The 24325-nt window shown below is 62.7% G+C and carries 19 protein-coding genes and 4 tRNA genes; 15 read left to right on the forward strand and 8 right to left on the reverse strand.

Annotated features, from left to right (window positions below; genetic code table 11):
• Window positions 1–20 precede the first annotated feature (20 nt).
• The 3 genes from lon to I3253_RS05030 all read left to right on the forward strand — a co-directional run bounded on the left by lon (window position 21) and on the right by I3253_RS05030 (window position 3144).
• A complete protein-coding gene (lon, locus tag I3253_RS05020; RefSeq protein WP_197916541.1) occupies window positions 21–2423 on the forward strand; it encodes an endopeptidase La in 2403 nt (800 codons plus the stop codon).
• 183 nt (window positions 2424–2606) lie between these two features.
• A complete protein-coding gene (locus I3253_RS20420) occupies window positions 2607–3050 on the forward strand; it encodes an HU family DNA-binding protein (protein WP_232237002.1) in 444 nt (147 codons plus the stop codon).
• A gap of 19 nt (window positions 3051–3069) precedes the next feature.
• A tRNA-Val gene (locus I3253_RS05030) sits at window positions 3070–3144 on the forward strand.
• A 58-nt stretch (window positions 3145–3202) separates the two neighbouring features.
• On the opposite strand, the gene I3253_RS05035 is transcribed toward I3253_RS05030, so the two are convergent.
• Both I3253_RS05035 and I3253_RS05040 read right to left on the reverse strand, forming a co-directional pair.
• Window positions 3203–3709: a MaoC family dehydratase gene (locus tag I3253_RS05035; RefSeq protein ID WP_197916542.1), complete on the reverse strand. Its 507-nt coding sequence runs from the start codon at window positions 3707–3709 to the stop codon at window positions 3203–3205.
• A 60-nt stretch (window positions 3710–3769) separates the two neighbouring features.
• Window positions 3770–4771, reverse strand: coding sequence for a GlxA family transcriptional regulator (locus I3253_RS05040; protein ID WP_197916543.1), 1002 nt, complete (start codon window positions 4769–4771; stop codon window positions 3770–3772).
• A gap of 119 nt (window positions 4772–4890) precedes the next feature.
• Between I3253_RS05040 and I3253_RS05045 the strand changes: the two genes are divergently transcribed.
• The 3 genes from I3253_RS05045 (at window position 4891) to I3253_RS05055 (ending at window position 5468) form a co-directional block, all read left to right on the forward strand.
• Window positions 4891–4966, forward strand: a tRNA-Val gene (locus tag I3253_RS05045).
• A gap of 287 nt (window positions 4967–5253) precedes the next feature.
• Window positions 5254–5330 (forward strand) — tRNA-Asp (locus tag I3253_RS05050).
• Between the two features lie 61 nt (window positions 5331–5391).
• A tRNA-Asp gene (locus tag I3253_RS05055) sits at window positions 5392–5468 on the forward strand.
• A 200-nt stretch (window positions 5469–5668) separates the two neighbouring features.
• Here I3253_RS05055 and I3253_RS05060 read toward each other — a convergent pair.
• Window positions 5669–7042, reverse strand: coding sequence for a M20/M25/M40 family metallo-hydrolase (locus I3253_RS05060; protein WP_197916544.1), 1374 nt, complete (start codon window positions 7040–7042; stop codon window positions 5669–5671).
• 245 nt (window positions 7043–7287) lie between these two features.
• On the opposite strand from I3253_RS05060, the gene hemA reads away from it, so the two are divergent.
• The 3 genes from hemA to ispG all read left to right on the forward strand — a co-directional run bounded on the left by hemA (window position 7288) and on the right by ispG (window position 11048).
• Complete coding sequence (hemA, locus tag I3253_RS05065; protein WP_197916603.1) at window positions 7288–8511, forward strand: 5-aminolevulinate synthase; 1224 nt, start codon at window positions 7288–7290, stop codon at window positions 8509–8511.
• Between the two features lie 110 nt (window positions 8512–8621).
• Window positions 8622–9824 carry a helix-turn-helix domain-containing protein gene (locus I3253_RS05070; RefSeq protein WP_197916545.1) on the forward strand — a complete coding sequence of 401 codons (1203 nt, stop codon included), beginning with the start codon at window positions 8622–8624 and terminating at the stop codon, window positions 9822–9824.
• Between the two features lie 105 nt (window positions 9825–9929).
• A complete protein-coding gene (ispG, locus tag I3253_RS05075) occupies window positions 9930–11048 on the forward strand; it encodes a flavodoxin-dependent (E)-4-hydroxy-3-methylbut-2-enyl-diphosphate synthase (RefSeq protein ID WP_197916546.1) in 1119 nt (372 codons plus the stop codon).
• 243 nt (window positions 11049–11291) lie between these two features.
• Here the strand turns inward: ispG and I3253_RS05080 are convergent, their stop codons facing one another.
• Both I3253_RS05080 and I3253_RS05085 read right to left on the reverse strand, forming a co-directional pair.
• The gene (locus I3253_RS05080) at window positions 11292–11933 is read right to left on the reverse strand and encodes a response regulator transcription factor (RefSeq protein ID WP_197916547.1); all 642 of its coding nucleotides are present in this window, start codon (window positions 11931–11933) and stop codon (window positions 11292–11294) included.
• Window positions 11930–13357, reverse strand: coding sequence for a cache domain-containing protein (locus tag I3253_RS05085; protein WP_197916548.1), 1428 nt, complete (start codon window positions 13355–13357; stop codon window positions 11930–11932). The genes I3253_RS05080 and I3253_RS05085 overlap by 4 nt, the downstream gene beginning before the upstream one ends.
• Window positions 13358–13607: 250 nt before the next feature.
• On the opposite strand from I3253_RS05085, the gene I3253_RS05090 reads away from it, so the two are divergent.
• From I3253_RS05090 to I3253_RS05100, 3 genes are all read left to right on the forward strand, one after another.
• Entirely contained in the window at window positions 13608–14690 is a 1083-nt protein-coding gene (locus tag I3253_RS05090; RefSeq protein WP_197916549.1) for a TRAP transporter substrate-binding protein, read from the forward strand.
• A 117-nt stretch (window positions 14691–14807) separates the two neighbouring features.
• Window positions 14808–15722 (forward strand): TRAP transporter small permease subunit, encoded by a 915-nt coding sequence (locus I3253_RS05095; protein ID WP_197916550.1) that lies wholly within the window; start codon window positions 14808–14810, stop codon window positions 15720–15722.
• A gap of 17 nt (window positions 15723–15739) precedes the next feature.
• Window positions 15740–18094 (forward strand): TRAP transporter large permease, encoded by a 2355-nt coding sequence (locus I3253_RS05100; RefSeq protein ID WP_197916551.1) that lies wholly within the window; start codon window positions 15740–15742, stop codon window positions 18092–18094.
• A 126-nt stretch (window positions 18095–18220) separates the two neighbouring features.
• On the opposite strand, the gene I3253_RS05105 is transcribed toward I3253_RS05100, so the two are convergent.
• The 3 genes from I3253_RS05105 to I3253_RS05115 all read right to left on the reverse strand — a co-directional run bounded on the left by I3253_RS05105 (window position 18221) and on the right by I3253_RS05115 (window position 20073).
• Window positions 18221–19042, reverse strand: a complete 822-nt coding sequence (locus I3253_RS05105) for an arginyltransferase (protein ID WP_197916552.1) — start codon at window positions 19040–19042, stop codon at window positions 18221–18223.
• A gap of 88 nt (window positions 19043–19130) precedes the next feature.
• Entirely contained in the window at window positions 19131–19580 is a 450-nt protein-coding gene (locus tag I3253_RS05110; protein ID WP_197916553.1) for an RDD family protein, read from the reverse strand.
• 70 nt (window positions 19581–19650) lie between these two features.
• The gene (locus tag I3253_RS05115; RefSeq protein WP_197916554.1) at window positions 19651–20073 is read right to left on the reverse strand and encodes a DUF2852 domain-containing protein; all 423 of its coding nucleotides are present in this window, start codon (window positions 20071–20073) and stop codon (window positions 19651–19653) included.
• Window positions 20074–20452: 379 nt separating this feature from the next.
• On the opposite strand from I3253_RS05115, the gene I3253_RS05120 reads away from it, so the two are divergent.
• The 3 genes from I3253_RS05120 (at window position 20453) to I3253_RS05130 (ending at window position 24325) form a co-directional block, all read left to right on the forward strand.
• Window positions 20453–23245, forward strand: coding sequence for a [protein-PII] uridylyltransferase family protein (locus I3253_RS05120; RefSeq protein ID WP_197916555.1), 2793 nt, complete (start codon window positions 20453–20455; stop codon window positions 23243–23245).
• The gene (locus I3253_RS05125) at window positions 23226–23501 is read left to right on the forward strand and encodes a hypothetical protein (protein WP_197916556.1); all 276 of its coding nucleotides are present in this window, start codon (window positions 23226–23228) and stop codon (window positions 23499–23501) included. The genes I3253_RS05120 and I3253_RS05125 overlap by 20 nt, the downstream gene beginning before the upstream one ends.
• Before the next feature lie 155 nt (window positions 23502–23656).
• Window positions 23657–24325: a DUF6778 family protein gene (locus I3253_RS05130; RefSeq protein ID WP_197916557.1), complete on the forward strand. Its 669-nt coding sequence runs from the start codon at window positions 23657–23659 to the stop codon at window positions 24323–24325.

Genomic DNA, 24325 nt, shown 5'->3' on the forward strand with positions numbered 1-24325 from the left:
GCCAACAACAAGGATCGAGTATGCAAGAGCCCCTGAACTCCTCTTATCCAGTGCTGCCGCTGCGCGACATCGTGGTGTTCCCGCACATGATCGTGCCGCTTTTCGTGGGCCGCGAGAAATCCGTGCGCGCGCTGGAAGAGGTGATGTCCGACAACAAGCAAATCCTGTTGTCGAGCCAGATCGACCCCAGCGAGGATGACCCGGTGGCCGAAGGCATTTACACCGCCGGTGTGCTGGCCAATGTATTGCAGCTTTTGAAACTGCCCGATGGCACCGTCAAGGTGCTGGTCGAGGGCCAGAGCCGCGTGCAGATCACCGATTTCATCGAAAACGAGTCCTATTTCGAGGCGCGGGCCGAGTATTTGCAGGAGATGCCGGGCGACGCGGCCACGATCGAGGCGCTGCTGCGTTCGGTTGCGAACGAGTTCGAACGATATGCCAAGGTCAAGAAGAACATCCCCGAAGAGGCGCTGGCGGCGGTGGCTGAATCGGTCGAGCCGGCGCGGCTGGCCGATCTTGTTGCCGGGCATCTGGGCATCGAGGTGGAGCAGAAACAGGAGCTTCTGGAAACGCTGTCGGTGAGCGAGCGGCTGGAGAAGGTCTATGGCCTGATGCAGGGCGAAATGAGCGTTCTGCAGGTGGAGAAGAAGATCAAGACGCGGGTCAAATCCCAGATGGAGAAGACCCAGCGCGAATATTATCTGAATGAACAGATGAAGGCCATTCAGAAGGAACTGGGTGACGGCGAAGAGGGCGAAGGCGAAATTGCCGAGCTGGAAGAGAAGATCGCCGGAACCAAGCTGAGCAAGGAGGCCCGGGAAAAGGCCGAGGGCGAGCTGAAAAAGCTCAAGAACATGAGCCCGATGAGCGCCGAGGCCACGGTGGTGCGCAACTATCTTGACTGGATGCTGAGCATTCCGTGGGGCAAGAAGGGCCGGGTCAAGAAAGATCTGAACAAGGCGCAGGCGGTTCTGGACGACGATCACTATGGCCTGGAGAAGGTCAAGGAACGTATCGTCGAGTATCTTGCCGTTCAGCAGCGCTCTTCCAAGCTGAAGGGGCCGATCCTGTGTCTTGTCGGGCCTCCGGGCGTGGGCAAGACCAGCCTTGGCAAATCCGTTGCCAAGGCCACGGGGCGCGAGTTCATCCGTATTTCGCTGGGCGGGGTTCGGGACGAGAGCGAGATTCGCGGCCACCGGCGGACGTATATCGGCTCGATGCCCGGCAAGATCATCCAGGCGCTGAAAAAGGCCAAGACGACGAATCCGCTGATCCTGCTGGATGAGATCGACAAGATGGGGCAGGATTTCCGGGGCGATCCGGCGTCGGCCATGCTGGAAGTGCTGGACCCGGAACAGAACAGCACCTTTGTGGACCACTATCTTGAGGTGGAATACGATCTGTCCAACGTGATGTTCCTGACCACGGCGAACAGCTATAACATGCCGGGGCCCTTGCTGGACCGGATGGAGATCATTTCGCTGGCCGGGTACACCGAGGACGAAAAGCTGGAGATCGCCAAGCAGCATCTGCTGGACAAGCAGGTCAGGAACCATGGCCTGAAGAAGGACGAGTTCGAGCTGACGGACGGCGCGCTGACCGAGATGATCCGCCGCTATACCCGCGAAGCGGGGGTGCGCAACCTGGAGCGCGAGATTGCCAAGCTGGCGCGTAAGGCGGTGACGCAGATCGTGCGCGGCGATATCGGCAAGGTGGTGGTGACGGAAGACAACCTGGACGACTTTCTGGGCGTGAAGAAGTTCCGTTATGGGCTGGCCGAGCAGGAGGACCAGGTGGGTGTTGTCACCGGTCTGGCCTGGACCAGTGTGGGCGGCGACCTGTTGCATATCGAGGCGCTGAAACTGCCTGGCAAGGGGCGGATGAAGACCACCGGCAAGCTGGGCGACGTGATGAAGGAGTCGATTGACGCGGCCTCGTCCTATGTCCGCTCGATCAGTCCGCGGATCGGGGTGAAGCCGCCCAAGTTCGACAAGATCGACATCCATGTGCATGTGCCTGACGGGGCCACGCCCAAGGACGGGCCGTCAGCGGGTCTGGCGATGGTGACGTCGATCGTATCGGTGCTGACGGGCATTCCGGTGCGCAGGGATATCGCCATGACCGGCGAGGTTTCGCTGCGCGGCAATGCGATGCCGATCGGGGGGCTGAAGGAAAAGCTTCTGGCGGCGCTGCGGGGCGGGATCAAGACGGTGTTGATTCCGGAAGAAAACGAAAAGGATCTGGCCGAAATCCCGGACAATGTGAAGGACGGGCTGAAGATCATCCCGGTCAAGCACGTATCCGAAGTGCTGAAGCTGGCGCTGGTCAAGACGCCCGAGCCGATTGACTGGGATGAGGCCGCTGAAGAGGCCGCCGCGGCGGCCATGGCCAAGGGGCAGGGCGCCGGCGCGACAGCGCATTGATCGCGGTTTCCTGAGTAGACAGGGCGCGTTTCGGCAACGAAGCGCGCCCTTTTTCGCTTCATGTTGTGGCGTGTTCGGGCAAAAAGGCGAGATTTTGAGGCTTGGGGTGGATTTGGTAACCTATCGCTGGTACGCTGGACGCGTTCGAGCAACAAACGAAACCTGAAAGAAACCGAGGCAATTATGGCCACCACACGCAAGTCGAGCACGACTGGCAAACCGGCATCGACCCCCAAGACGACACGCAAGACGACATCGCGGTCGAAGACGACCGCACGTGCAACCGGGCCGGCGGCTGATCCCGCGCCCGATCCGGCGGTGGTCGTGAATGCGCCCACGGTGGTTGTGGCCGGGGTAGAGATGAAGAAGAAGGAACTGATCGACCTGGTGGTCGAACGCTCCGGGATCAAGAAGCGGTTTGCCAAGCCAACCATCGAGGCCGCGCTGGCCGTTCTGGGCGAGGCGATGGCCGAAGGGCGCCCGCTGAATCTGAAGCCGATGGGCAAGGTCAAGGTGCACAAGTCCAAGCCGATCGCCGGTGGGCAGGTGCTGATGGCGCGGGTTCGCCAGCACGACAACGATGCCGAAGAATCTGGGCCAGCCCCTCTTGCAGAGGCCGCCGAGTAACGCTAGATAGCGCGGCACCGGGTGATTAGCTCAGTGGTAGAGCGCTTCGTTCACATCGAAGATGTCAGGAGTTCAAATCTCTTATCACCCACCATGTTTCGCGGCGGGCGCTCCCTGATAAAGGTTGAGCGCCCGTTTGCTTTTCGGGTGACTCACAGCCGCATCAGATAGGATTGGTGCCCATCCGCGACCAGCACGCCGTCCTGGTTGAAAATGCGGATGGCCAGCGTCATTGCGCCGGTTGTCCTGCGTGGCTCCAGCGCGGTGATTTCGAATTCGGGGTAAAGCGTGTCGCCGCACAGGACAGGCGCCAGAAACCGCGAGGATTGGGACAGAAACCCGATCAGCGCCTCGCCCATTTCATGCGCCAGCGGGCTGGCGCCGATAGCCGCCTGGATCAGGGTCTGATAGCCGTGGGCCAGCAGGTTGGCATGGCCTTGCCGGGCGCAATAGGGGCGGTCGTAATGGATCGGATGATTGTCGCCGCTGGCGGCCTGAAAGGCGGCGAAAACGCCCTCGGTCATGGTGCGCGAGGGCGCGCGGAAGACCTCTCCGATGCGAAAGTCGGCAAAGGCGCGGCGCGGGTGGGTGCTGTGCTGGGTCGGGTCAAATGTCATGGTGCCATGAGGGCGCGCGCAACGCAGTCTGTCAATGGTCACGGGAGAAGCCCGGGACATGGCGGGCCCCGCGCCCGCAGGGCCGTCAGGGGCATGGGCGCGTCAGCCCTGCCCGGCGGAAAAGCGATGCGGCGTGATGCCAAAGGCCTCGCGGAAACGTTTGGAGAAATTGCCCGCGCTTTCATAGCCGCAGGCGATGGCCACATCCACGACGGGCATGTCGGTTTCGGCCAGCAGGATGCGGGCCTTGTGCAGGCGCAATTCTTGCAGGTAGCGGCGCGGGGTTGTGTCAAGATGGGTGCGGAACAGCCGTTCCATCTGGCGACGCGACAGGCCCAATTCGCTGCACAGCGCGCCGAGGTTGATTTCGTCGTCCAGATGCGCCTCGAAATGTGCAATCAGGCGCAGCAGTTTCGGGTTGCGGGTGCCCAGGCTGGCCGAGGTCGAGCTTTGCTGGCGGTCGGTTTCCGAGCGTTGCACGGAATGCAGGCACATGTTGAGCACGGCGCGGGCCAGATCGCCGCCATGCCGGTCGTAGATCAGCCGGATGAACAGGTCGGTCGCCGCCGCGCCGCCGCCGCAGGTCAGAATGCGCTCGTCAATGGCGTATAGCTGTTCGACCGGGTCAAGATCGGGAAAGTGTTCGCGAAACGGGGGGATGTTTTCCCAATGCAGGGTGAAGGTGCGCCCGGACAGGATCCCGGCGCGCGCCAACGTGTAGGCGCCGGTACACAGCCCCCCCACGGTGCGCCCGGTGCGCCATTGCCGGCGCAGCCAGCCAGCCACGGCGGCGGGGGTGTTGCGTTCGGGTTCGACGCCCGAGCAGACGAAGATCGCGGCGGTTTGCGGGGTGTCGGCCAGTGCGGAATCGATCCCGATCTCGATCCCGTTGGAACAGCGCATATTGGCCCCGGTTTCGGACATTGTGGTCCAGGAATAAAGGCTTTGCCCCGTCAGCTGGTTGGCAATGCGCAGCGGCTCGATGGCCGAGGTAAAGGCCAGCATCGACAGGTTGGGCAGCAACACGAAGACAATCGGATCCGGCGCGGCCACCGGGGGCAAAGGGACATGGGCGACGCCTTTGGGGACGATGGGATCTGGCATGGCGGCCTTGCACAATTGGGGCGGAACTAGCGTATAGAATAGCGCAAGCTGCGGTGGCTGCAATGGAGACAAAAAAGCGGTTGCACGGCGCATCTTCTGGCGCTATTTCCACCGTCACCGGGTCGTTAGCTCAGTTGGTAGAGCGCTTCGTTTACACCGAAGATGTCGGGAGTTCGAGCCTCTCACGACCCACCATTCCCCCATCGATCCCCGTGACAGGATACCAACCGGAACGGTCCGGGCTTGGGGTTTGCCGTGATCGATGCGCGGGCGCGCGGTGGTGGGGCCTGACGAGATGGTACGGGCGGCGGCAGATACGTGGGAAATCGCTGCGTCCCGAAGCCGGGCGCCCGGGGCGGGCAGGCGTTGGAAAAAGACGGGAAAAATCTTCGACATGGGCGGTCATATACGCTTGACGCGCCAGAGTGGGGCGCATAAACCACGGCTCACGCTGACGGGCACCGCCCGAAAGCGGGCAGTGAGCGGTTGTAGCTCAGTTGGTTAGAGTACCGGCCTGTCACGCCGGGGGTCGCGGGTTCGAGCCCCGTCAACCGCGCCACCGCTGCCAGCCCCGATCCGGGGGTCCGCAAGGAAACCGGATCACGCCGAAAGGCCCATGCGCGGTTGTAGCTCAGTTGGTTAGAGTACCGGCCTGTCACGCCGGGGGTCGCGGGTTCGAGCCCCGTCAACCGCGCCACTTTCTCTCTTGTAAATCGTTGACCGAGATTGGATCCCGAAGCCGGGCAACATATGCGCGATATGGCGCCTTGGTAAATTTCCGATGCGCCGGGCAGGGTTTGCCGGGCCAAGCTACCGGTTTGAAATCCAACCTGATTTCTGGGAAAGCACCCGGTTTTCAAGGTGAGAACCGGGCCGAAATTCGCCACGAATTTCGTTTCAGCGGGTCAGCGCGTCCAGAATTCTCGCCCAGCTGCGGGTGCCCTTGTGAAAGCTTTCCAGGTCATATTTCTCGTTGGGCGAGTGGATCTGATCGTCGTCCCTGCCAAAACCGATCAGCATCGAATCGACGCCGAGTATTTCCTTGAAATAGCCGGCAATCGGGATCGATCCGCCGCAGCCGACATAGGCAGCGGCCCGGGGCCATTCATCGCTGAGCGCCTGGCGGGCCTTTTCGAACGCGGGGTGGTCGATCGACATTTGAGAGGCTGGAGAGCCTTTTTCGGTGCGGTACGCCACCGAGAATCCGTCCGGCAGGTAGCTTTCCAGATGTGTGCGGAAGGCCGCGCGAATCCTGTCCGGATCCTGTTGCCCGACCAGGCGGAACGAGACTTTGGCCGACGCCTGGCTGGGCAGGACGGTCTTGAACCCGTCGCCGGTATAACCGCCCCAGATGCCGTTCACATCGCAGGTTGGCCGGGACCAGATCTGTTCCAGCGGGGTCCGGTTCTGTTCGCCCGCGGGGGTGGCCAGGCCGACATCCCCAAGGTATTTGGCGTGATCGAAATTCAGCCCCTGCCACTGCGCGCGCACCGCGTCGGGCAATTCGGGCACATCATCATAAAAGCCGGGCAGGGTGACGGCGCCGGTTTCGTCGTGCAGATCGGCCAGCGCGCGGGTGAGAATGCGAATCGGGTTCATGGCAATGCCGCCATACATGCCCGAATGCAGATCGCGGCTGGGGCCGGTGATGGTGAAATCCTCGGCCAGCAGGCCGCGCAGCATCGTGGTGATCGCCGGCACGGCACTTTCAAAGAGACCGGTGTCGCAGATCAGGGCAATGTCCGATGTCAACTCTTCTGCGTTTTCCTGCATGAACGGCACCAGCGAGGGCGAGCCCGATTCTTCCTCGCCTTCCAGGAAGACCGTGATGCGGCAGGGCAGCGCACCGTTCTCGGCCTTCCAGGCGCGGCAGGCTTCGATGAAGGTCATCAGCTGGCCCTTGTCATCGGATGCGCCGCGGGCGCGGATCACCTTGCCCGCCGGCGTGTCCTCGATGGCGGGATCGAACGGATCCCGGTCCCACAATTCCAGCGGATCGACAGGCTGCACGTCGTAATGTCCGTAAAACAGCAGATGCGGCCCGTTGCCCTCGAAATGCGCCACGACCATGGGGTGGCCGGGTGTGAGGCGCTTTTCCGCTTTGGCGCCAATGCTTTGCAGATCGGCCACCAGCCAGTCAGCGGCAGTTTGGCATTCGCCCTGAAAGGCGGGATCGGTGGAAATCGAGGGAATGCGCAAAAGCTCCATCAGGCGCTCCAGGGCGCGGGGCATCTCCTGGTCGATGCGGGTGAGGACGGATTCAAGCGACATTGGATGCTCCTGACGTTACGACAAATACGGGTGCGACCGGGCGAGCCTATCATCGCGGTTCGAAGTGTCCAGATCATCGCCACTCAAGGGGTTTCCCTCTTGACTTGAGTCAATGTAGGTAAGCGGGACAATTTGTTACCTGTTGTCCCAAAGATGCGTAGGATATATGTATTCAGGGACTTGAATGGTTGCCAGCCGGAAACGCGCATCCTCTGGGCTGGCAATCGGATGTGGAGGACACCCGCGTGGACTATACTGCTCAGCTAGATGTTGCCATCCAGCGACTGCATGACGAAGGCCGGTACCGGACTTTTATCGATATTGAACGCGAGCAGGGGAATTTCCCGCACGCGGTCTGGAACAAGCCTGACGGCACCACGCAGCCTGTCACCGTCTGGTGTGGCAATGATTATCTGGGCATGGGCCAGCATCCCGCCGTTCTTGCGGCGATGCATGAGGCGGTAGACGCCACCGGCGCCGGTTCCGGCGGGACGCGCAACATTTCGGGCACCACGGCCTATCACAAGCGGCTGGAGGCCGAGCTGGCCGATCTGCACGGCAAGGAAGCGGCGCTGCTGTTCACCAGCGCGTACATTGCCAATGACGCCACGCTTTCCACCCTGCCCAAGCTGTTTCCGGGGCTGATCATCTATTCGGACGCGCTGAACCACGCCTCGATGATCGAAGGTGTGCGGCGCAACGGCGGGGCCAAGCGGATCTTTCGTCACAATGACGTGGCCCATCTGCGCGAATTGCTGGCCGCCGACGATCCGGCCGCGCCCAAGCTGATCGCGTTCGAATCCGTCTATTCCATGGATGGCGATTTCGGCCCGATCGAGGAAATTTGCGATCTGGCCGATGAATTCGGCGCGCTGACCTATATCGACGAAGTTCACGCGGTGGGCATGTACGGCCCGCGCGGCGGCGGCGTGACCGAGCGGGATCGGCTCGCGCATCGCATCGACATTATCAACGGAACCCTGGCCAAGGCCTTTGGCGTGATGGGCGGTTATATCGCGGCTTCGGCAAAGATGTGTGACGCGGTCCGCTCTTATGCGCCCGGTTTTATCTTTACCACGTCGCTGCCGCCGGCGGTGGCGGCGGGGGCGGCGGCCTCGGTGCGTCATCTCAAGTCCGATCAGGCGCGTCGCGACCGGCACCAGGAACAGGCGAAGGTGCTCAAGCTGCGGCTCAAGGGTCTGGGGCTGCCGATCATCGACCATGGCAGCCATATCGTGCCAGTGATCGTGGGCGATCCGGTGCATACCAAAAAGCTGAGCGACATGCTGTTGGAAAATTACGGCATCTACGTGCAGCCGATCAATTTCCCGACCGTGCCACGCGGCACCGAACGGCTGCGGTTTACGCCGTCGCCCGTGCATGGACCAAAGGAAATGGACGCGCTGGTCCATGCCATGGACGAGTTGTGGAGCCACTGTGCGCTGAATCGTGCCGAATTGGCGGGCTGATCCCCGCCGCATGTGCAAAACCCATTGCCTTGTGGTAGGATGCGCTTAACAAGTGGACCGATCCGAATCGTGGGACGGTAGCGGGTCGGCGTGGATATGGGGCATATGGCATGATCGGGCGCAAGGGACAGCGCATACCCGAAGTGACAGAGGAGAGGCCGAGAGGCTTCGACGATTTCGACCTGAGTCTTGGTGACGTGATGCGGGGCGAGCGCGCGACTCTGGGCAAATCTCTTCTGGATGTGCAACGCGAACTGCGTATTCGCGCCGCTTACGTGTCTGCCATCGAAAACTGCGATCCCAGCGCGTTTGAAACGCCCGGCTTCATTGCCGGGTATGTGCGTTCCTACGCGCGTTATCTGGGCATGAACCCGGAAGAGGCCTTTGCCCAGTTTTGCGCGGAAAGCGGTTTCTCCACCGCGCATGGCATGTCGGCCGAGGCATCGACCATGCGAAAGGCGGATATCGTCGTTCCGCTGAAATCTTCGGACCCGTTTGCCACCCCCAATATGCCATTCACCCCGATCCAGGATTCGATCCTGTCGCGGATCGAGCCGCGCGCCATTGGATCTTCGCTTGTGCTGGTCGCGCTGATCGCGGCCATTGGCTATGGCGGCTGGAGCGTTCTGAACGAGATTCAGCGGGTCACGCTGGCCCCGGTAGAGCAAAAACCTGTCGTCCTGTCAGATCTTGATCCGGTGGCGGAAGCCGGCGTTTCTGGGTCGGCATTGAACAGCGGCGGTGATCGGGAAACGGCGGGCGTATTCGCGCCGCCCAGCGAGGCGCTGGACCGGCTGTATCGCCCGCAGGCGCTGGACGTGCCGGTGCTGGTTTCGCGCGATGCGCCGATCTCGCAGCTAGATCCGGACAGTATCGGCGCGTTCACGCCGGAACCGCCACGCCTGGCGTTCGCGCCATTGCCCGTCGACGCCCCGGTAACGGCCCCCAAGGTTGTCGAGGATGCGGCGCCCGAAATCGTGGTCATGGCGGTGCGCCCTGCCTGGGTAAGGATCCGGGCGGCGGACGGAACGGTTCTGTTCGAAAAGATTCTGGATGCGGGCGAGGAATACGTTCTGCCGGCAACCGAAGACCCGCCGACGCTGCGGGCCGGTATGTCCGGTTCGCTGTATTTCAAGCTGAACGGCGAGCTGTTCGGCCCGGCGGGCGAGGGTTCGAATACGGTGCGCGACCTGGCGCTGGACATGGACGCCCTGCGCGAGGGGTATGACGTTGCCGATCTGGACGGTGACCCGGAACTGGCCCGGATCGTGGCGCTGGCCATCGCCGATAGCGTGGCGGTTCAGGGGGACTGATCACCGCCGTGCCCGGACGCGTTGGCAATATCCCGATCGTGACTTCAACAGCGCGCCGAAAGGCACTAGACAGGCTCTGAATCGCATCTGGCGAAGGGCTTTGACATGTCGATGAACCACATCCGCCCCTGGCGCAATATCGAGCGGCGCAAATCGCGCCAGATCATGGTGGGCAACGTGCCGGTTGGCGGCGATGCCCCGATCGCGGTCCAGACGATGACCAATACCAACAGCAGCGACGTGCGCGCCACGCTGGGCCAGGTGCTGGCCGCTGCCGAGGCCGGCGCCGATATCGTGCGCGTGTCAACCCCGGACCAGGCGGCCACAACGGCGCTGCGTGATATCGTGCGCGAAAGCCCGGTGCCGATCGTGGCCGACATCCACTTTCACTACAGACGCGCCATCGAGGCCGCCGAGGCCGGCGCGGCCTGCCTGCGGATCAATCCGGGCAATATCGGCGATCAGCAACGGGTGCGCGACGTGATCCGGGCAGCCAGGGACCATGGCTGCTCGATCCGCATCGGGGTGAATGCCGGATCGCTGGAGAAACACCTGCTGGACAAATACGGCGAGCCTTGCCCGGATGCCATGGTCGAAAGCGGCCTGGAACATATCAGGATATTGCAGGACAACGATTTTCACGAGTTCAAGATCAGCGTCAAAGCCAGCGACGTGTTCATGTCGGCGGCGGCCTACCAGATGCTGGCCGAGGCCACGGATGCCCCCATTCACCTCGGGATCACCGAGGCGGGGGGCTTTGTCAGCGGCACGATCAAATCCGCCATCGGGCTGGGCCAGCTGCTGTGGATGGGCATCGGCGACACGTTGCGTGTCAGCCTCAGCGCCGACCCGGTCGAAGAGGTGAAGGTCGGCTTCGAGATCCTGAAATCCCTGGGCCTGCGCCATCGCGGGGTCAATATCATCTCCTGCCCCAGCTGCGCGCGACAGGGATTCGACGTGATCAGGGTTGTGGAAACACTGGAAAAACGGCTGGCGCATATTCACACACCGATGAGCCTGTCGATCATTGGCTGCGTGGTCAATGGCCCCGGCGAGGCGCTGATGACCGATATCGGCTTCACCGGCGGCGGCGCGGGGTCTGGCATGGTCTACCTGGCGGGCAAGCAAAGCCACAAGCTGTCCAATGACCAGATGGTGGACCACATCGTCGAACAGGTCGAAAGACGCGCCGCCGAAATCGCCGCGGACAAGGCGGCGGAATAGCCAGCACGAATCAGGGTTAACAACCTGAAAAACATTGGTTTTCGCAATCGGCAAACTGTCGGCGCCACGTCGGTATCGCGTCGGTGCCCGCGGGCAGAAAACGCGCCGTTAACCCGGCGCGCGCCCTTCCGCTTTCAGTGTTCCGAAAATACTCAAAAAGGCTCGGCGCAGCCGAGCCACGCCCAACGCCTGGGGGCGCAGCTGTGCTGCGTCTTCAGGGGGCGGGAGACCGCCGCGCCGGGTTCACAGACCGCCGGTGCCCTGCAAAACGCCATGTTCCAAGGCATAGCGGGTCAGCCCGGCGGTCGAGGAGATGCCCAGCTTGCGCTTGATGTTCTTGCGGTGCGTTTCCACGGTGCGCACCGAAATGTTCAGCACCGCCGCCACTTCCTTGTTGGATTGTCCCTGCGCAAGTTGCAGCAGCACGGTCTGTTCGCGGCTGGTCAGCTGCTCGCGCGCGCTGCCCTCGGGCGGTTCCAGCGAGCCGCGCGCGCCGGTGCACAGATAGCGCTCGCCGCGCATCACCGCGTCGATGGCGGTCTTGATTTCGTCGGTCTGCACATCCTTGAGCACATAGCCCATCGCACCATGGCTGAGCGCGGTCGAAATGTATTCCGGGCTGTCATGCATCGACAACACGAGAATGCGCAGATCGGGGTCGGTTTCCAAAAGCATTTCGGTGGCGGTCAGCCCGCCGATTTCGGGCATGTTGAGATCCATCAGGATCACGTCCGGGGTCAGACGGGGCAGGGTGTCCACCGCCTCGCGCCCGTTGGACAGCACTCCGACGACGTAAATATCGTCATAGCTTTCCAGTATCGACTGGATACCTTCGGCCACCATCGGGTGGTCGTCGACAATGGCGACACGGATCGGATCGTTCATGCGCTGGCCTTTCTTGTTTTTTCGGGGCCGTCATCCTGCGGCGTCAGAATGTGGGTCAGCGGCACTTCGGCGACGATCACGGTGCCGGTGCGGCTGGAGAGGATGCGCAGCGTGCCGTCCAGCTGTTCGACGCGCTCCTGCATGTTGCGCAGGCCCAGCCCGCCCCGCGCATTGCCATTCCGGTCCAGGGGAATGCCATGGCCATTGTCCGAGATGCGCAGGGTGGCGCCGCGCTTGTGGCCCCGTACATCGACCGTGACTCTGGTGGCATTGGCGTGGCGCTCGATATTGGTCAACGCCTCCTGGGCAATGCGATACAATGCGATCTTGGCGTCGGGATCAAGGCGGTTGCGGAAAACCACGGTTTCAAAGCGGGTTTCGATGCCGGTGCGGGCGCCAAAATCGTCGGTCAGGGCCTTGATCGCCGGGCCAAGGCCAAGATCGTCCAGCACGCCGGGGCGCAGATCGCGGGAAATGCGGCGCACTTCCTGGATGGCGCCCGACAGGTGCTCCAGCCCCTTGTCCAGCATCTGGGGCGCGCGCGCGTCACCGCTGGCAAAGCGGCGCCGCGCGGTATCCAGCGCATAGCGCACGCCGACAAGGATCTGGCTGATACCGTCATGCAGCTCGCGCGCCACGCGGCCGCGCTCTTCTTCCTGGGCATCGAAAACGCGCTGGGTCAGCGCCTTGAGCTTGGCATCCGCCAGGCGGCGTTCGCGAACGGTGATCACCATGCCGGAAAGAAACACCAGCAACAGTGCCGCGACGGTGATTGCCACGATATAAAACGAGGTGCGCCGCACCCGTTCCTCGACTTCGGCGCGGGAGGCGGCGACGCTTTCGAGAACGTCGTCGATGAAAACCCCCGTGCCCACCACCCAGCGCCAATCCTGAAACCCGATCGAATAAGTGACCATGCGCGCGGTTTCCCCGGTGCTGGGTTTGATCCAGTCAAAGCTGTGATACCCCCCGCCCGAGCGGGCGAGGGTGATCAGCTTGTCGGTGATGGGCGTGCCGTTCAGATCTGTCATGCCCTTCCAGTTCTTGCCGATGAGATAGGTCTGGCGCGGGCTGACAAGGTTGTTGCCAGAATAGTCGAAGACATAGAAATAGCCGTCCTGCCCGTAAAGCATGGCCGACAGGATCTGGGTTACGGCCAGTTTGGCATCTTCGTCATCCGGCGCGGCCCGCCCGTAGATATTGATAAAGGCGGTGCGGGCCAGCGAGAGGTAATTTTTCAGTTCGGCCTTCTTTGCCTCGATCAGCTTGGTCTCGAGCGCGCGGATCTCGCGCTCGGCCAGCTGACGCGACTGGGAGGCGACAAGCACGGAAATTGCGGCCACCGCCAAAATCAGCGGGACAGTGGCCAGCATGAAGAGCTTTTGCCCATAAGACAGGCGCAGATGCGAAAGAAGGCGGCGCATGTATGATTCGTTACGTTGCTTTGACGCCGAATCCTAGGGGCGAATCGGTGCAAACACCCGCTCAAAGCGTGGATCTACGTAGAAATACGGGATGAATTGGTGAAGTTTTTTGCCCAACCGGCGGTCAACTACGCAGAACTAGGTATTTCCAAACCCGTGCCTGCGAGGATAGGGTTTGCACACTTAAACGATCCGTCCGAAGAGCGAAAAGACTGTTCGGGCTGAACTTAATTCTGGGAGGAAGAACCTAATGGATCGTCGTTCTTTTCTGAAAACTACCGCCCTTGGCGGCGCGGCCGCGGCCAGCACCACTCTGGCGGCTCCGGCATATGCGCAGGGCAAGCGCACGCTGACCATGGTCACGTCCTGGGGCCGTGGCCTGGCGGGCGTGTTTGACGCGGCGCAATACGCCGCGGACACCATCACCGCAATGTCGGGTGGGGATCTGACCGTGGAAATCAAGGCCGCCGGTGAACTGGTTGGCGCCTTTGAGGTGTTTGACGCCGTGACCGCCGGTCAGGCCGACATGTATCACGCGGCCGACTACTATTTCATCAGCCAGCATCCTGGCTATGCGTATTACACAACGGTGCCGTTTGGATTGACCGCGCAGGAAGTGGCGAACTGGTACTACCAGGGCGAAGGTCAGGCGCTGCATGATGAGCTGGGCGAAATCTTTGGCCTGAAATCCTTCCTGGCCGGTAATACTGGCGCGCAGGCGGGCGGCTGGTTCGCCAAGGAAATCAACGGCCCCGAAGATTTCCAGGGTCTGAAGTTCCGGATGCCGGGCCTGGGTGGTCAGGCGCTTGGCAAAATGGGTGCCTCGGTGCAGAACCTGCCGGGTTCGGAAGTGTATCAGGCGCTGGCCTCGGGCGCGATTGACGGGACCGAGTGGATCGGCCCCTGGGCGGACGAAAAAGCCGGTTTCCAGGAAATCACCAAGTTCTACTATACTGCGGGCTTCCACGAGCCGGGTGCGGCGCTGACGCTGGCCACCAACCGCGAAGTCTTTGACTCGCTGTCGCCGGCCCATCAGAAGATCATCGAGATCGCAGCCGCGGCTTCGCACCAGTGGAACCTGGCGCAGTTCCTCAACAACAACGGTTCCGCGCTTCAGCGTTTGCAGGCCGGTGGCGTGAAAACCCTGGAATTCCCCGACAGTGTCTGGGATGCGATGGGAGCCGCAGCCAAGGAAACCATGGACAGCTACATGGATGATGAACTGTTCGCCAAGATCCGCGCCTCGGCGGAAGCCTCGATGCGCGCCTCGTCCGGCTGGCTGGTCAGGTCCGAAGGCGCCTATCGCGCCCAGCGTGACCGCGTGATGGGCTAAGCCCTTGTATTGCTAAGCAAACTGGCCCCCCGGCACTGTTCCGGGGGGCCTTTTGCCAAACTGTGGAACGCGGTGGTGGCGGCGTTCGGATGATGTAACCAAAGGGGATGTGGGGCAATGCTGGACGCTTTGGTCTGGTTCATTTCCAATATTGGTCAGGCTTTCGTGAATGTGGGCTATGCGCTTACACGTCCGGGGCAGTGGCTGAGCTGGATTGGCGGTCTGGAGACCACGGAAGACAAGCAGGCGCTGATGCGCTTTGTCTATTACGGGGGCTCGACCGAGTTTTTCTTTGTGGTGTTCACCGCTTTCCTGGTGGTGACGGCGATCGGGATCTGGCGGCCCGGCTTCATGTGGGGCTGTGTGCGGGTGCTGGAAGGGTTTGCCAACACGGTGGGCCGGTTCTTTGCCTGGGCGGGCCTGCTGATGGTGATCCAGCAGATCGTGATCGTCTTCCTGCAACGGATTTTCACCGTGGCCGAGATCAGCCTGATCTGGAACGTGGATTTCCTGACCAAGGACGTGAGTTGGTGGGCGGAAGAGCTGAAGCTGTATAACGCGATGATCGTGACGCTGTGCGCCACCTACACCTTTGTGCAGGGCGGCCATGTGCGGGTGGATCTTGTCTATTCGACGATCAGTTTCCGGGCCAAGCGGGTGATCGACATGTTCGGCTCGCTTGCGTTCATGATGCCGACGGCGGTGCTGACCTGGATGTATGGGTGGTACTTTATGTGGCGCCATCTGGTGACGCCCAAAGTGTCGGCATCCGACAAGGTGGAACTGTTGATGAAAAAGGCCCGTATCCTGAAATGGAACGTGGAGACCATCGGGTTCTCACCCAACGGGTTCAACGCCTACTTCCTGTTCAAGGTGCTGTTGGTGGCATTCGCGGGAATGGTGTTCTTGCAGGCCATCGCGTTTTTCTACCGGTCATTCCTGGAATACCGCGAGGGCCAGGCAAGCGAAGGCAGATACCTTGACCGCGATTCGCTGGGTGAAGGTGAAGAAGCCTACGAAGGCACGCATTAATCTAAGGGGCAGAACCAATGCTATTCGGACTTGATGGGGTCGAAATCGGCCTGATTATCGTCTTTCTCTGCCTTTTCGGAGGCATTCTGTCCGGCTTTCCGGTGGCCTTTGCCATCGGCGGGGCCGGGGTGATCTCGTTCGGGATCATCGCCGCGCTGGACAGCGCGGGTATCCTGATCCACCAGGCGATCGATACCGGGTCGGCCATGTATGCCGAACTGATCAGCCAGGGGGTCAAGGCCGACACGATATCGATCTTCCGGTATCCCGAACTGCCACGCGCCGCCGAACCGGTGTTCGTGGGCGGCTGGGAACAGGCGATGGACCGCAACCTGTCGTTCATCGTGAACCGGATCAACGAACGTGTACTGGCCGGCCAGTCGATCGAGACATTGCTGGCGGTTGTGATGTTCGTGCTTATGGGCATCACGCTGGAGCGGTCCAAGATCGCCAATGACCTTCTGACCACCATGGCGCGTGTCTTTGGCCCGCTGCCGGGCGGCCTGGCCGTGTCGGTTGTGGTTGTGGGCGCCTTCCTGGCGGCTTCGACGGGGATCGTGGGCGCGACGGTTGTGACCATGGGGCTTTTGTCCCTGCCGACCATGCTGCGCAATGGCTATTCGCCGCAACTGGCGACGGGCGTGATCGCGGCGTCGGGCACGCTGGGGCAGATCATTCCGCCCTCGATCGTGATCGTTCTGCTGGGCACGCTGGCGGGGGATCTGTATTCGGCGGCACAGGAAACACGGGCCCAGGTGGCGGGGTGCACGGATGCGCTGACCTATTTGGGCGAACCGGCGGTTGTGTCGGTGGGCACGCTGTTCCAGGCGGCGCTGTTGCCGGGGATCATGCTGGCCATCCTGTACGGGCTTTATGCCTTTGGCTATGCGTTGCTCAACCCGTCCAAGGCGCCCGCGGTCGCGCTGGGCGAATCCGGCAACGAGCCGGTGACGCGGCGCGAGGCCTTTACCTGGTTCCTGGGTGTGCCGGTGGCCCTGATTGCCGGGGTGATCCTATTGGGGCAGGTCAATGTGATCGGCAACCAGTATATCGTGGTCGACAGCTTCTCGGATGCCGGACAAACGGCAAGCCTGCGCACCAATGTGAGCGATGACTGTGCCGCGTCCATGATCGAGTTGCACGGGCAGGAGACCTGGGATCAGGCACTGGCCGAGCAGGCGGTGATCGACGAAGCGGGCGGTGTTGCCGAAGCGCAGAAGCTGACCGAGCAGGAGCGCACGGAAATCTTTGCCCAGCGGGTGGCCGACGCGGCGCCGATCGGGTCGGGGATTGCCACCGGCTTTCTGTTGTTGGCGCTGATCCTGACCACCGCTCGGGGTGTATCGCCAAGCGCGAATCCGACGCCGTTGCTTGTGGGCGGGGCGGGTGTGTTGCTGGCCTTGCTGGCGGATATTCTGCTGATTTCGCCGGTGACGACGCCGGGCTGGACCATGATCTTCCTGGGGCTGCCGCTGGCGATGACGCTGTATGGCTGTCGCTATGCGGCGGGGATTTTGGGAAAGAACGAGCTGTTGCGCGTGGTCTTCCCGCCGCTGGTTCTGATCGTGGCCGTGCTTGGATCGATCCTGGGTGGCATCACCAACCCGACGCCGGCAGCGGCGCTGGGCGCGGGTGGCGCGATCATGCTGGCGGCCTACCGCAAGTTGCAGGATCAGGAGAAATCCGGGGCCATCATCATCTGGGCGACCTTTGCCATCATCGTCATGATCCTGGTGGGCATCAACTTTGACCTGCGTGTCAACCAGGAAGGGGCAGCGATCGAGAACTGGATCGCGTTCGTCGTGGCCAAGGGCGCCTATCTGTTTGCCATCTTCGGCATCCTTTATGGCTGCTGGGTGCTGATGCGGGGCAAGGTGCTGACGCCGATCGTGCGGGAGACCGCCAAGGTGACATCCATGGTGTTCACCATCCTGATCGGTTCGCAGCTGTTGAACCTTGTGGTGATCAGCTTTGGCGGTGAGGAGTATATCCAGGGCTTCCTGAAATCGTTCGACAACGAGTTCACGGTGTTCCTGATCGTGATGCTGGTGCTGTTCGTTCTGGGCTTCGTGCTCGATTTTCTGGAGATCATCTATATCGTGATCCCGATTGTCGGACCGGTGATCTATGGCGGCACGTTCGATCCCAAATGGGTGACGATCATGATCGCGGTCAACCTTCAGACTTCGTTCCTGACACCGCCATTCGGCTTTGCGCTGTTCTATCTGCGCGGTGTGGCGCCCAAGGAAGTGACCACCGGGCACATCTACAAGGGCATCATTCCCTTCGTGCTGATCCAGGTGGTTGGTCTGGGGCTGTTGTGGGCGTTCCCGTCCGTGGTGACGATCCTGCCGGCGCTGATCGGGCAGTGACGCCGGTGACAGAGTGAAGAAACGGGGCCTTTCGGGGCCCCGTTTTCGTTTGGCGTTTTTCGTTTGGCGTTGCGCTGAGGCGGGGGCGCAGGAAAAGCGCCCGAGCGCACCGGGCCAGGGACCGGATCAGGGTTTGGGCGCGCGCATGTCGGGAAGCGAGATATTGGCCACCTGTTCGGCGATCGGATCGGTCGAGAGCGGGTGAAGCTCTGCGTCGAAGGCGGCGGGATCGCTCACCGTCTGCCAGTGACCGCCGACATAGACCTCGAGCCCCGAGAAGCTGGCCTTGTAGCCCATCTTGTCGCTGCCGGGCACCCAGTAGCCCAGATAGACATAGGGCAGACCGGCCTCGCGGGCGATTTCGACATGATCGAGGATCAGGAAAGTGCCCAGGCTTTGGCGGGGCAGGCCGGGTTCGTAGAAGGAATAGACCATCGACAGACCGTCCGAGAGCATGTCGGTCAGGCTGACGCCGATCAGGTCGTGGGTGCGGGTGTCGGAATATTCCACGACGCGGCTGCGGATCGGGGTTTCCTCGATCATCGCGGCAAATTCGAACACGTCCATGTCGGCCATGCCGCCATCGGCGTGGCGGCTGTCGAGATAGCGGCGGAACAGGTCGAACTGATCCTCGGTCGCCCAGGGGGACGTGGCGCGGCGTTGCAGGTGCGCGTTGCGTTTGAGCGTGCGTTTCTGGCTGCGCGAAAGATGAAAGCGCGACACGTCGATCCGGGCCGAGAGGCAGGCGTTGCATTCCGCGCAGGAGGGCCGGTAAAGCACGTTCTGCGAGCGGCGGAACCCCTGGTGGGAGAGCGCGTCATTGAGCGCCACCGCGTTCTCGCCCTGGAGCGCGGTAAACAGTTTCCGTTCCATCCGGCCTTCAAGATAGGGGCAGGGCTGGGGCGCCGTCACGTAGAACTGGGGCGCGAGGGGCAGGGTGTGGCGCATGAAGACCTGTCACTTGATCCGGAAGAGACGATAGCAACAGGAGACCGGCGCGCCAACCCCCGGATACGTGATCCGGGAGCCGGACCGGTCAGGAGCGCGCGGCGCGGTTGATGGCGACAGTGCCCATGACGTGATCGGTGAGCCCCTGGGCGCGTGCGGACAAGAGCATGAGCACGATCGAGATCAGCTGAAGCGGGGCCATGGCGACCGAGACATAGAACCCGATCGTGTGCAGCAGCGCGGTGGCGAAATCGAACCTGTCCCCGGTCTGGCGGCGCATTTCCAGCGAGACCAGTCGCATCCCCCAGGTGGCCGAGCCGCTGGCCAGCGTGACCACACGGTAGACAAAGCCCACGACCGCCATTAGCGCGGGAAAGAAGAACACGCCGGTGAAGGCGGTGAAGGGCAGGATCAGCAGGCAGGCAATGGCGATCAGTACCACGTCGATCACCCAGGCAAACAGGCGTTTGAGGGGGACATCGGCGTAGAATTCGGCCTGGGTTTGGGGATCTGGCAGGGCGAAGCTGCGATAGGACATGGTTTTGCTCTTTGGGACGGATGGGTGCCGGAGCGGCGGGGGCCGCTCCGGCGGGAGGGGAGGCGCGGGATCACGCCTCTGAGGTCTGGTCGCGTTCCTGGCTGGCCTTGCGGGCGCGCTCGTTCATGAACTGGTCGAACTCGGCCTTGTCCTTGGCGTCGCGCAGGCGTTGCAGGAAGTTTTCAAAGCTTTGTTGCTCGTCTTCCAGGCGGCGCAGCGTGTCTTCGCGGTAGGCGTCGAAGGCGGAGTTTCCGGTCGGCGTCATGACGTGCATGCGGCGGGATTGGTGGCGGCGGTTGCAGGAGGATTTCTTGAACATCTGCTTGCTCCAGATCATGTAGAAGAGAAGGGCCAGCCCCACGGGCCAGAAAAAGACGAAGCCAAGCACCATGGCGGCGATCCAGGCGCCTTTGCCTTTGCTGTCAAGCCAGGCTTCGGCACGCGACACCCAACCCAGGGGTGCGGTTTCGGAATGGGCGGCAACAGGTGTCATGCGGGGTCTCCATTGTTGGATTTGAACCGTTAATGTAAAGCGTGTTTACATTGTATAGATTGGCATTTGTGCCTGCGCTTGCAAGGAAGGGATGTGAATGTTTTTTACATTATTTGGTCAATGGATTGAAACTAAACAATAAAATCACAAGAAAAACCGAGATCCAGGCGGGTGGATTTGGCCCGGCGGGGCCCTGTGTGGCTGGCGGCAATGCCGGAAAACGCGGGCGCGGCGCGCGAATTTCGGCCCCGTAGGGGGGCCAGCCCCCGTCGCGCGTGGCGCGACTCCCCCGGAGTATTTGGGGCAAAATGAAGAGCGGATCCGGGATGCGACGGGAACGGCAATTGACCTTGGCGCGGGGGGGGATCAAAGTCGCGTCATGAGTTTTGAAGCCCGCATCTGCCGCTTGCCCAGACCGTTTGATCCCGCGCGTGGTGCCGAGGCGCGCGCGGCCGTTGGCGGGTTGCGCGGCCCGGTGGCGGAACTGGTGGAGGGGGCGGGCGGGTCGAGCCCGTATCTGAAGTCTCTGATCGAGAAGGAGCGGGCCTGGCTGGGGGAAGCGCTGGATGATCCCGAGGCGGCGTTGGCGGCGGTGTTCGCGCAATTGCGGATCAGTGCGCCGGACCGGCTTGCGGTTGCGTTGCGCGGGGCCAAGCGCAAGGTGGCGCTGGTGACGGCGCTGGCGGATCTGTCCGGGGCCTGGGCGCTGGAGAAGGTGACGGGGACGCTTACGGATTTTGCCGATCTGGCCAGTCAGCTGGCCATGCAGGCGGCGATCGGGGCGGAGATCCGGCGCAAGAAGCTGCCGGGCGCCACCGAAGACGATATTGCGGTTGCCGGGGGAATGGTGAGCCTGGCGATGGGCAAGATGGGGGCGCATGAGCTGAACTACAGTTCGGATATCGATCTGATCTGTTTGTTCGATGAGTCCCGTTTCGACCCTGATGATTATCACGATGCGCGCGCCAGTTTCATCCGTGCCACGCGCAAGATGGCGGCGATGCTGAACGATATCACCGGGGAGGGCTATGTGTTCCGCACCGATCTGCGGCTGCGCCCGGACCCGGCGGTGACGCCGGTGTGCCTGGCGATGGAGGCGGCGGAGCGGTATTACGAGAGCCTGGGGCGGACCTGGGAGCGGGCGGCCTATATCAAGGCGCGTCCTTCGGCAGGCGATCTGGCGGCGGGGCAGAGGTTTCTGGACACGCTGATCCCGTTCGTATGGCGCAAGCATCTGGATTTCGCGGCCATTCAGGACGCGCATGACATGCGGCTGCGCATTCGCGAGCACAAGGGGCTGGGCGGGGATATCACCTTGCCGGGGCACAACATGAAGCTGGGCCGGGGCGGCATTCGCGAGATCGAGTTTTTCACCCAGACGCGGCAGTTGATTGCCGGGGGGCGCGACCCCTATTTGCGGGATCGTCACACGGTGCAGGGGCTGCGCAAGCTGGCGGCGCGGGGCTGGGTGCCCGAGGACGTGGCCGACAAGCTGGCGGATCATTACCGGTTCCACCGCGAGGTGGAGCATCGTATCCAGATGGTGAACGACGCCCAGACACATCTTTTGCCCAAGACCGGGGAGGGGCTGAAGCGGATTGCCTGTCTGATGGGGCGCGACCGGGCCGGGCTGGAGGCGGAGCTGCGCGCACGGCTGACCGAGGTGCATGTGCTGACCGAGGGGTTCTTTGCCCCCGAGGAGCGCGCGGTGGCTTCGGCGCACGGTTTTGACCCCGAGATCTTGGAACGCTGGGCAAGCTATCCGGCGCTGCGCAGTCAGCGGGCGGTGGAGATCTTTGCGCGGTTGCGCCCGGAAATTCTGAAGCGCCTGTCGGATGCGGCGAAGCCGGATGAGGCGCTGTTGGCGCTGGACGGGTTTCTGAAGGGGTTGCCCGCCGGGGTGCAGCTGTTTTCGCTGTTCGAGGCCAATCCGCAACTGATCGACCTGTTGGTGGATATCGTGGGCACGGCGCCGGCGCTGGCGCGGCATCTGTCGCGCAATTCCGGGGTCTTTGATGCGGTGATCGGCGGGGCGTTCTTTACCGATTGGCCGGGCGCGGCGGCGTTGCAGGCGGAACTGGGCGAGGCGTTGCAGCGCGAGGGCGATTACGAGGCGCGGCTGGACATGGCGCGGCGCTGGGCCAAGGAATGGCATTTCCGGATCGGAGTGCATCATCTGCGCGGTATAGCGCCGCCCGAGGCGGTGGGGCGGCAATATGCCGACCTGGCGGATGCGGTGATTGGCGCGCTGTGGCCGGTGGTGGCGGAGAAATTCGCCGAAAAGCACGGTGATGCGCCGGGGCGGGGCGCGATCGTGTTGGGCATGGGATCGCTGGGCGCGCGGCGGCTGAACGCGGCGTCGGATCTGGACCTGATCGTGATCTATGACGCGCAGGGGGTTGAGTATTCCGAGGGGCGGCGCCCGCTGGCGGCGCGGGCCTATTACGCGCGGCTGACCCAGGCGTTGGTGACGGCGCTGAGTGCGCCGATGGCGCAGGGGCGGCTTTATGAGGTGGACATGCGGCTGCGGCCTTCGGGCACGCAGGGGCCGGTGGCGACATCGCTGGCGTCGTTTCGCAATTATCAGATCGAGGAGGCCTGGACCTGGGAGCATCTGGCGCTGACGCGGGCGCGGCCGGTTGCGGGCGAGGCCGGGTTGATGGACGAGGTGGAGGCGTTTCGCCGCGAAGTTCTGGCGTTGCCCCGGGAACGGGCGGCGATCCGGGGGGACGTGGCGGACATGCGGGCGCGAATCGCGGCGGCCAAGGCGCCCGATGGCCCGTGGGATGCCAAGATCGGCCCCGGGCGGTTGCAGGACATCGAGTTGATCAGCCAGGCGGCGGCGCTGATGGCCGGGTCGGCGCGGCGCGATGTGGCCGACGGGCTGGACGCCGGTGTCGCGATTGGCTGGCTGAACGCCGCCGAGGCGACAGAGCTGGCCGCGGCCCATGCGCTTTACTGGAAAGTGCAGCTTGCATCCAAGCTGTTGTCGGGCGCCAAGCTGAAAGCCGACACGCTGGGCACGGGCGCGCGGGCGTTTCTGTTGCGCCAGACAGGGGAAGACGCTTTGGGGCAGCTTGAAGCAGAGATGCGGGAGCGTGCCGCGCAGGCGGGCGATATCATCGATGCCGTATTGGTGAGGGACGCGGGAGATGACAAAGCAGCGCGATGATCTGGACCCCAAGGGGCTGGTGCGGGAAAGCTATCGGATCCAGGGGATCACGGCGGGCGAGTGCCGGTCGATCTTTCTGGACTGGGCGCTGTCGCTGCCGGAGGGGCGCGAGGCGCGCGACGTGATCCCGGCCTTGCTGATGCGCTATGGCGGGGAATTCCCGGACCATCCGATGACCGACGTCTTGCGGCAGGGACAGGTTCAGTTGCAGGCGCCGCGCCGCAGGGGCGGGTGGCGGTCGCGCCCGCGCAACTGACGAGCATTGGCAGATGCCCCTGTGAATGCAGGCAAATACCCCTGAATAGCACCATCCTTGACGTATTCACGCCCCATTTGGTGCGCAGGTTCAGCCTGTGTTGAGGGGGCCGGAATGGCCCGTCGAAGAGGCCGGAACGGCCCGAGGAGAGGGACATGAAACGTGTTCGACTGATTGCGGTGATGGCGTTTGGGCTGGGTGTTGCGGCCTGTGGCTCGGTAGAGACTGTCACGAGGAATGCCCCGTTTGAAGCGACGCCCGGACAGATCCCGGGAGGGATCGTTGCGTCGGCCCCGTCATTCAGCCTGGCTGAAATCGATGTGCAGGTGCCGACCACGCTGAAGGTTTCCGAGGCCAACCGCTATTATCCCGGTGGTGATATCGTGTGGCGCGGCGATGCCTATGGCAACCGTTATGAGCAGGTGCAGGCGATCTTTGAGGAGAGCGTGCGCCTTGGGGGCGGCGATCTGGACGGCGCGATGCCGGTCAAGGTGAATATCGAGGTCAAGCGGTTCCATGCGCTGACCGAGAAGACACGTTACAGCGTGGGCGGCGTGCATTCGATCGAGTTCGTGATGACGATCACCGATCCTGTCACCGGCGCAGTGCTGCGCGGCCCGAAAGAGATCAAGGCCGATCTGGTCGGGTATGGCGGTGCCAAGGCATTGCAGGCCGAGGCGCGTGGCCTGACCCAGAAATACCGCATCACCCAGCATCTGGCCCGTGTGGTGCGCGACGAGATGAGCCTGCCGGAAGGGTTCCTGCCACCGCCCAATGGCGTGACGGCACGGGTGACTCCGCTAACCCCGGTAAAGCCACTCTGA

It is taken from the genome of Thiosulfatihalobacter marinus, assembly GCF_016019955.1.
In the GTDB taxonomy this organism is placed as follows: Bacteria; Pseudomonadota; Alphaproteobacteria; order Rhodobacterales; family Rhodobacteraceae; genus Shimia; species Shimia marinus_A.

Coding starts and splice junctions, on each gene's coding strand:
- lon (WP_197916541.1), top strand. CDS start 21: ATGCAAGAGCCCCTGAACTCCTCTTATCCAGTGCTGCCGCTGCGCGAC.
- I3253_RS20420 (WP_232237002.1), top strand. CDS start 2,607: ATGGCCACCACACGCAAGTCGAGCACGACTGGCAAACCGGCATCGACC.
- I3253_RS05040 (WP_197916543.1), bottom strand. CDS start 4,771: ATGCCAGATCCCATCGTCCCCAAAGGCGTCGCCCATGTCCCTTTGCCC.
- I3253_RS05060 (WP_197916544.1), bottom strand. CDS start 7,042: ATGTCGCTTGAATCCGTCCTCACCCGCATCGACCAGGAGATGCCCCGC.
- I3253_RS05070 (WP_197916545.1), top strand. CDS start 8,622: ATGATCGGGCGCAAGGGACAGCGCATACCCGAAGTGACAGAGGAGAGG.
- ispG (WP_197916546.1), top strand. CDS start 9,930: ATGTCGATGAACCACATCCGCCCCTGGCGCAATATCGAGCGGCGCAAA.
- I3253_RS05080 (WP_197916547.1), bottom strand. CDS start 11,933: ATGAACGATCCGATCCGTGTCGCCATTGTCGACGACCACCCGATGGTG.
- I3253_RS05085 (WP_197916548.1), bottom strand. CDS start 13,357: ATGCGCCGCCTTCTTTCGCATCTGCGCCTGTCTTATGGGCAAAAGCTC.
- I3253_RS05090 (WP_197916549.1), top strand. CDS start 13,608: ATGGATCGTCGTTCTTTTCTGAAAACTACCGCCCTTGGCGGCGCGGCC.
- I3253_RS05095 (WP_197916550.1), top strand. CDS start 14,808: ATGCTGGACGCTTTGGTCTGGTTCATTTCCAATATTGGTCAGGCTTTC.
- I3253_RS05100 (WP_197916551.1), top strand. CDS start 15,740: ATGCTATTCGGACTTGATGGGGTCGAAATCGGCCTGATTATCGTCTTT.
- I3253_RS05105 (WP_197916552.1), bottom strand. CDS start 19,042: ATGCGCCACACCCTGCCCCTCGCGCCCCAGTTCTACGTGACGGCGCCC.
- I3253_RS05110 (WP_197916553.1), bottom strand. CDS start 19,580: ATGTCCTATCGCAGCTTCGCCCTGCCAGATCCCCAAACCCAGGCCGAA.
- I3253_RS05115 (WP_197916554.1), bottom strand. CDS start 20,073: ATGACACCTGTTGCCGCCCATTCCGAAACCGCACCCCTGGGTTGGGTG.
- I3253_RS05120 (WP_197916555.1), top strand. CDS start 20,453: ATGAGTTTTGAAGCCCGCATCTGCCGCTTGCCCAGACCGTTTGATCCC.
- I3253_RS05125 (WP_197916556.1), top strand. CDS start 23,226: ATGACAAAGCAGCGCGATGATCTGGACCCCAAGGGGCTGGTGCGGGAA.
- I3253_RS05130 (WP_197916557.1), top strand. CDS start 23,657: ATGAAACGTGTTCGACTGATTGCGGTGATGGCGTTTGGGCTGGGTGTT.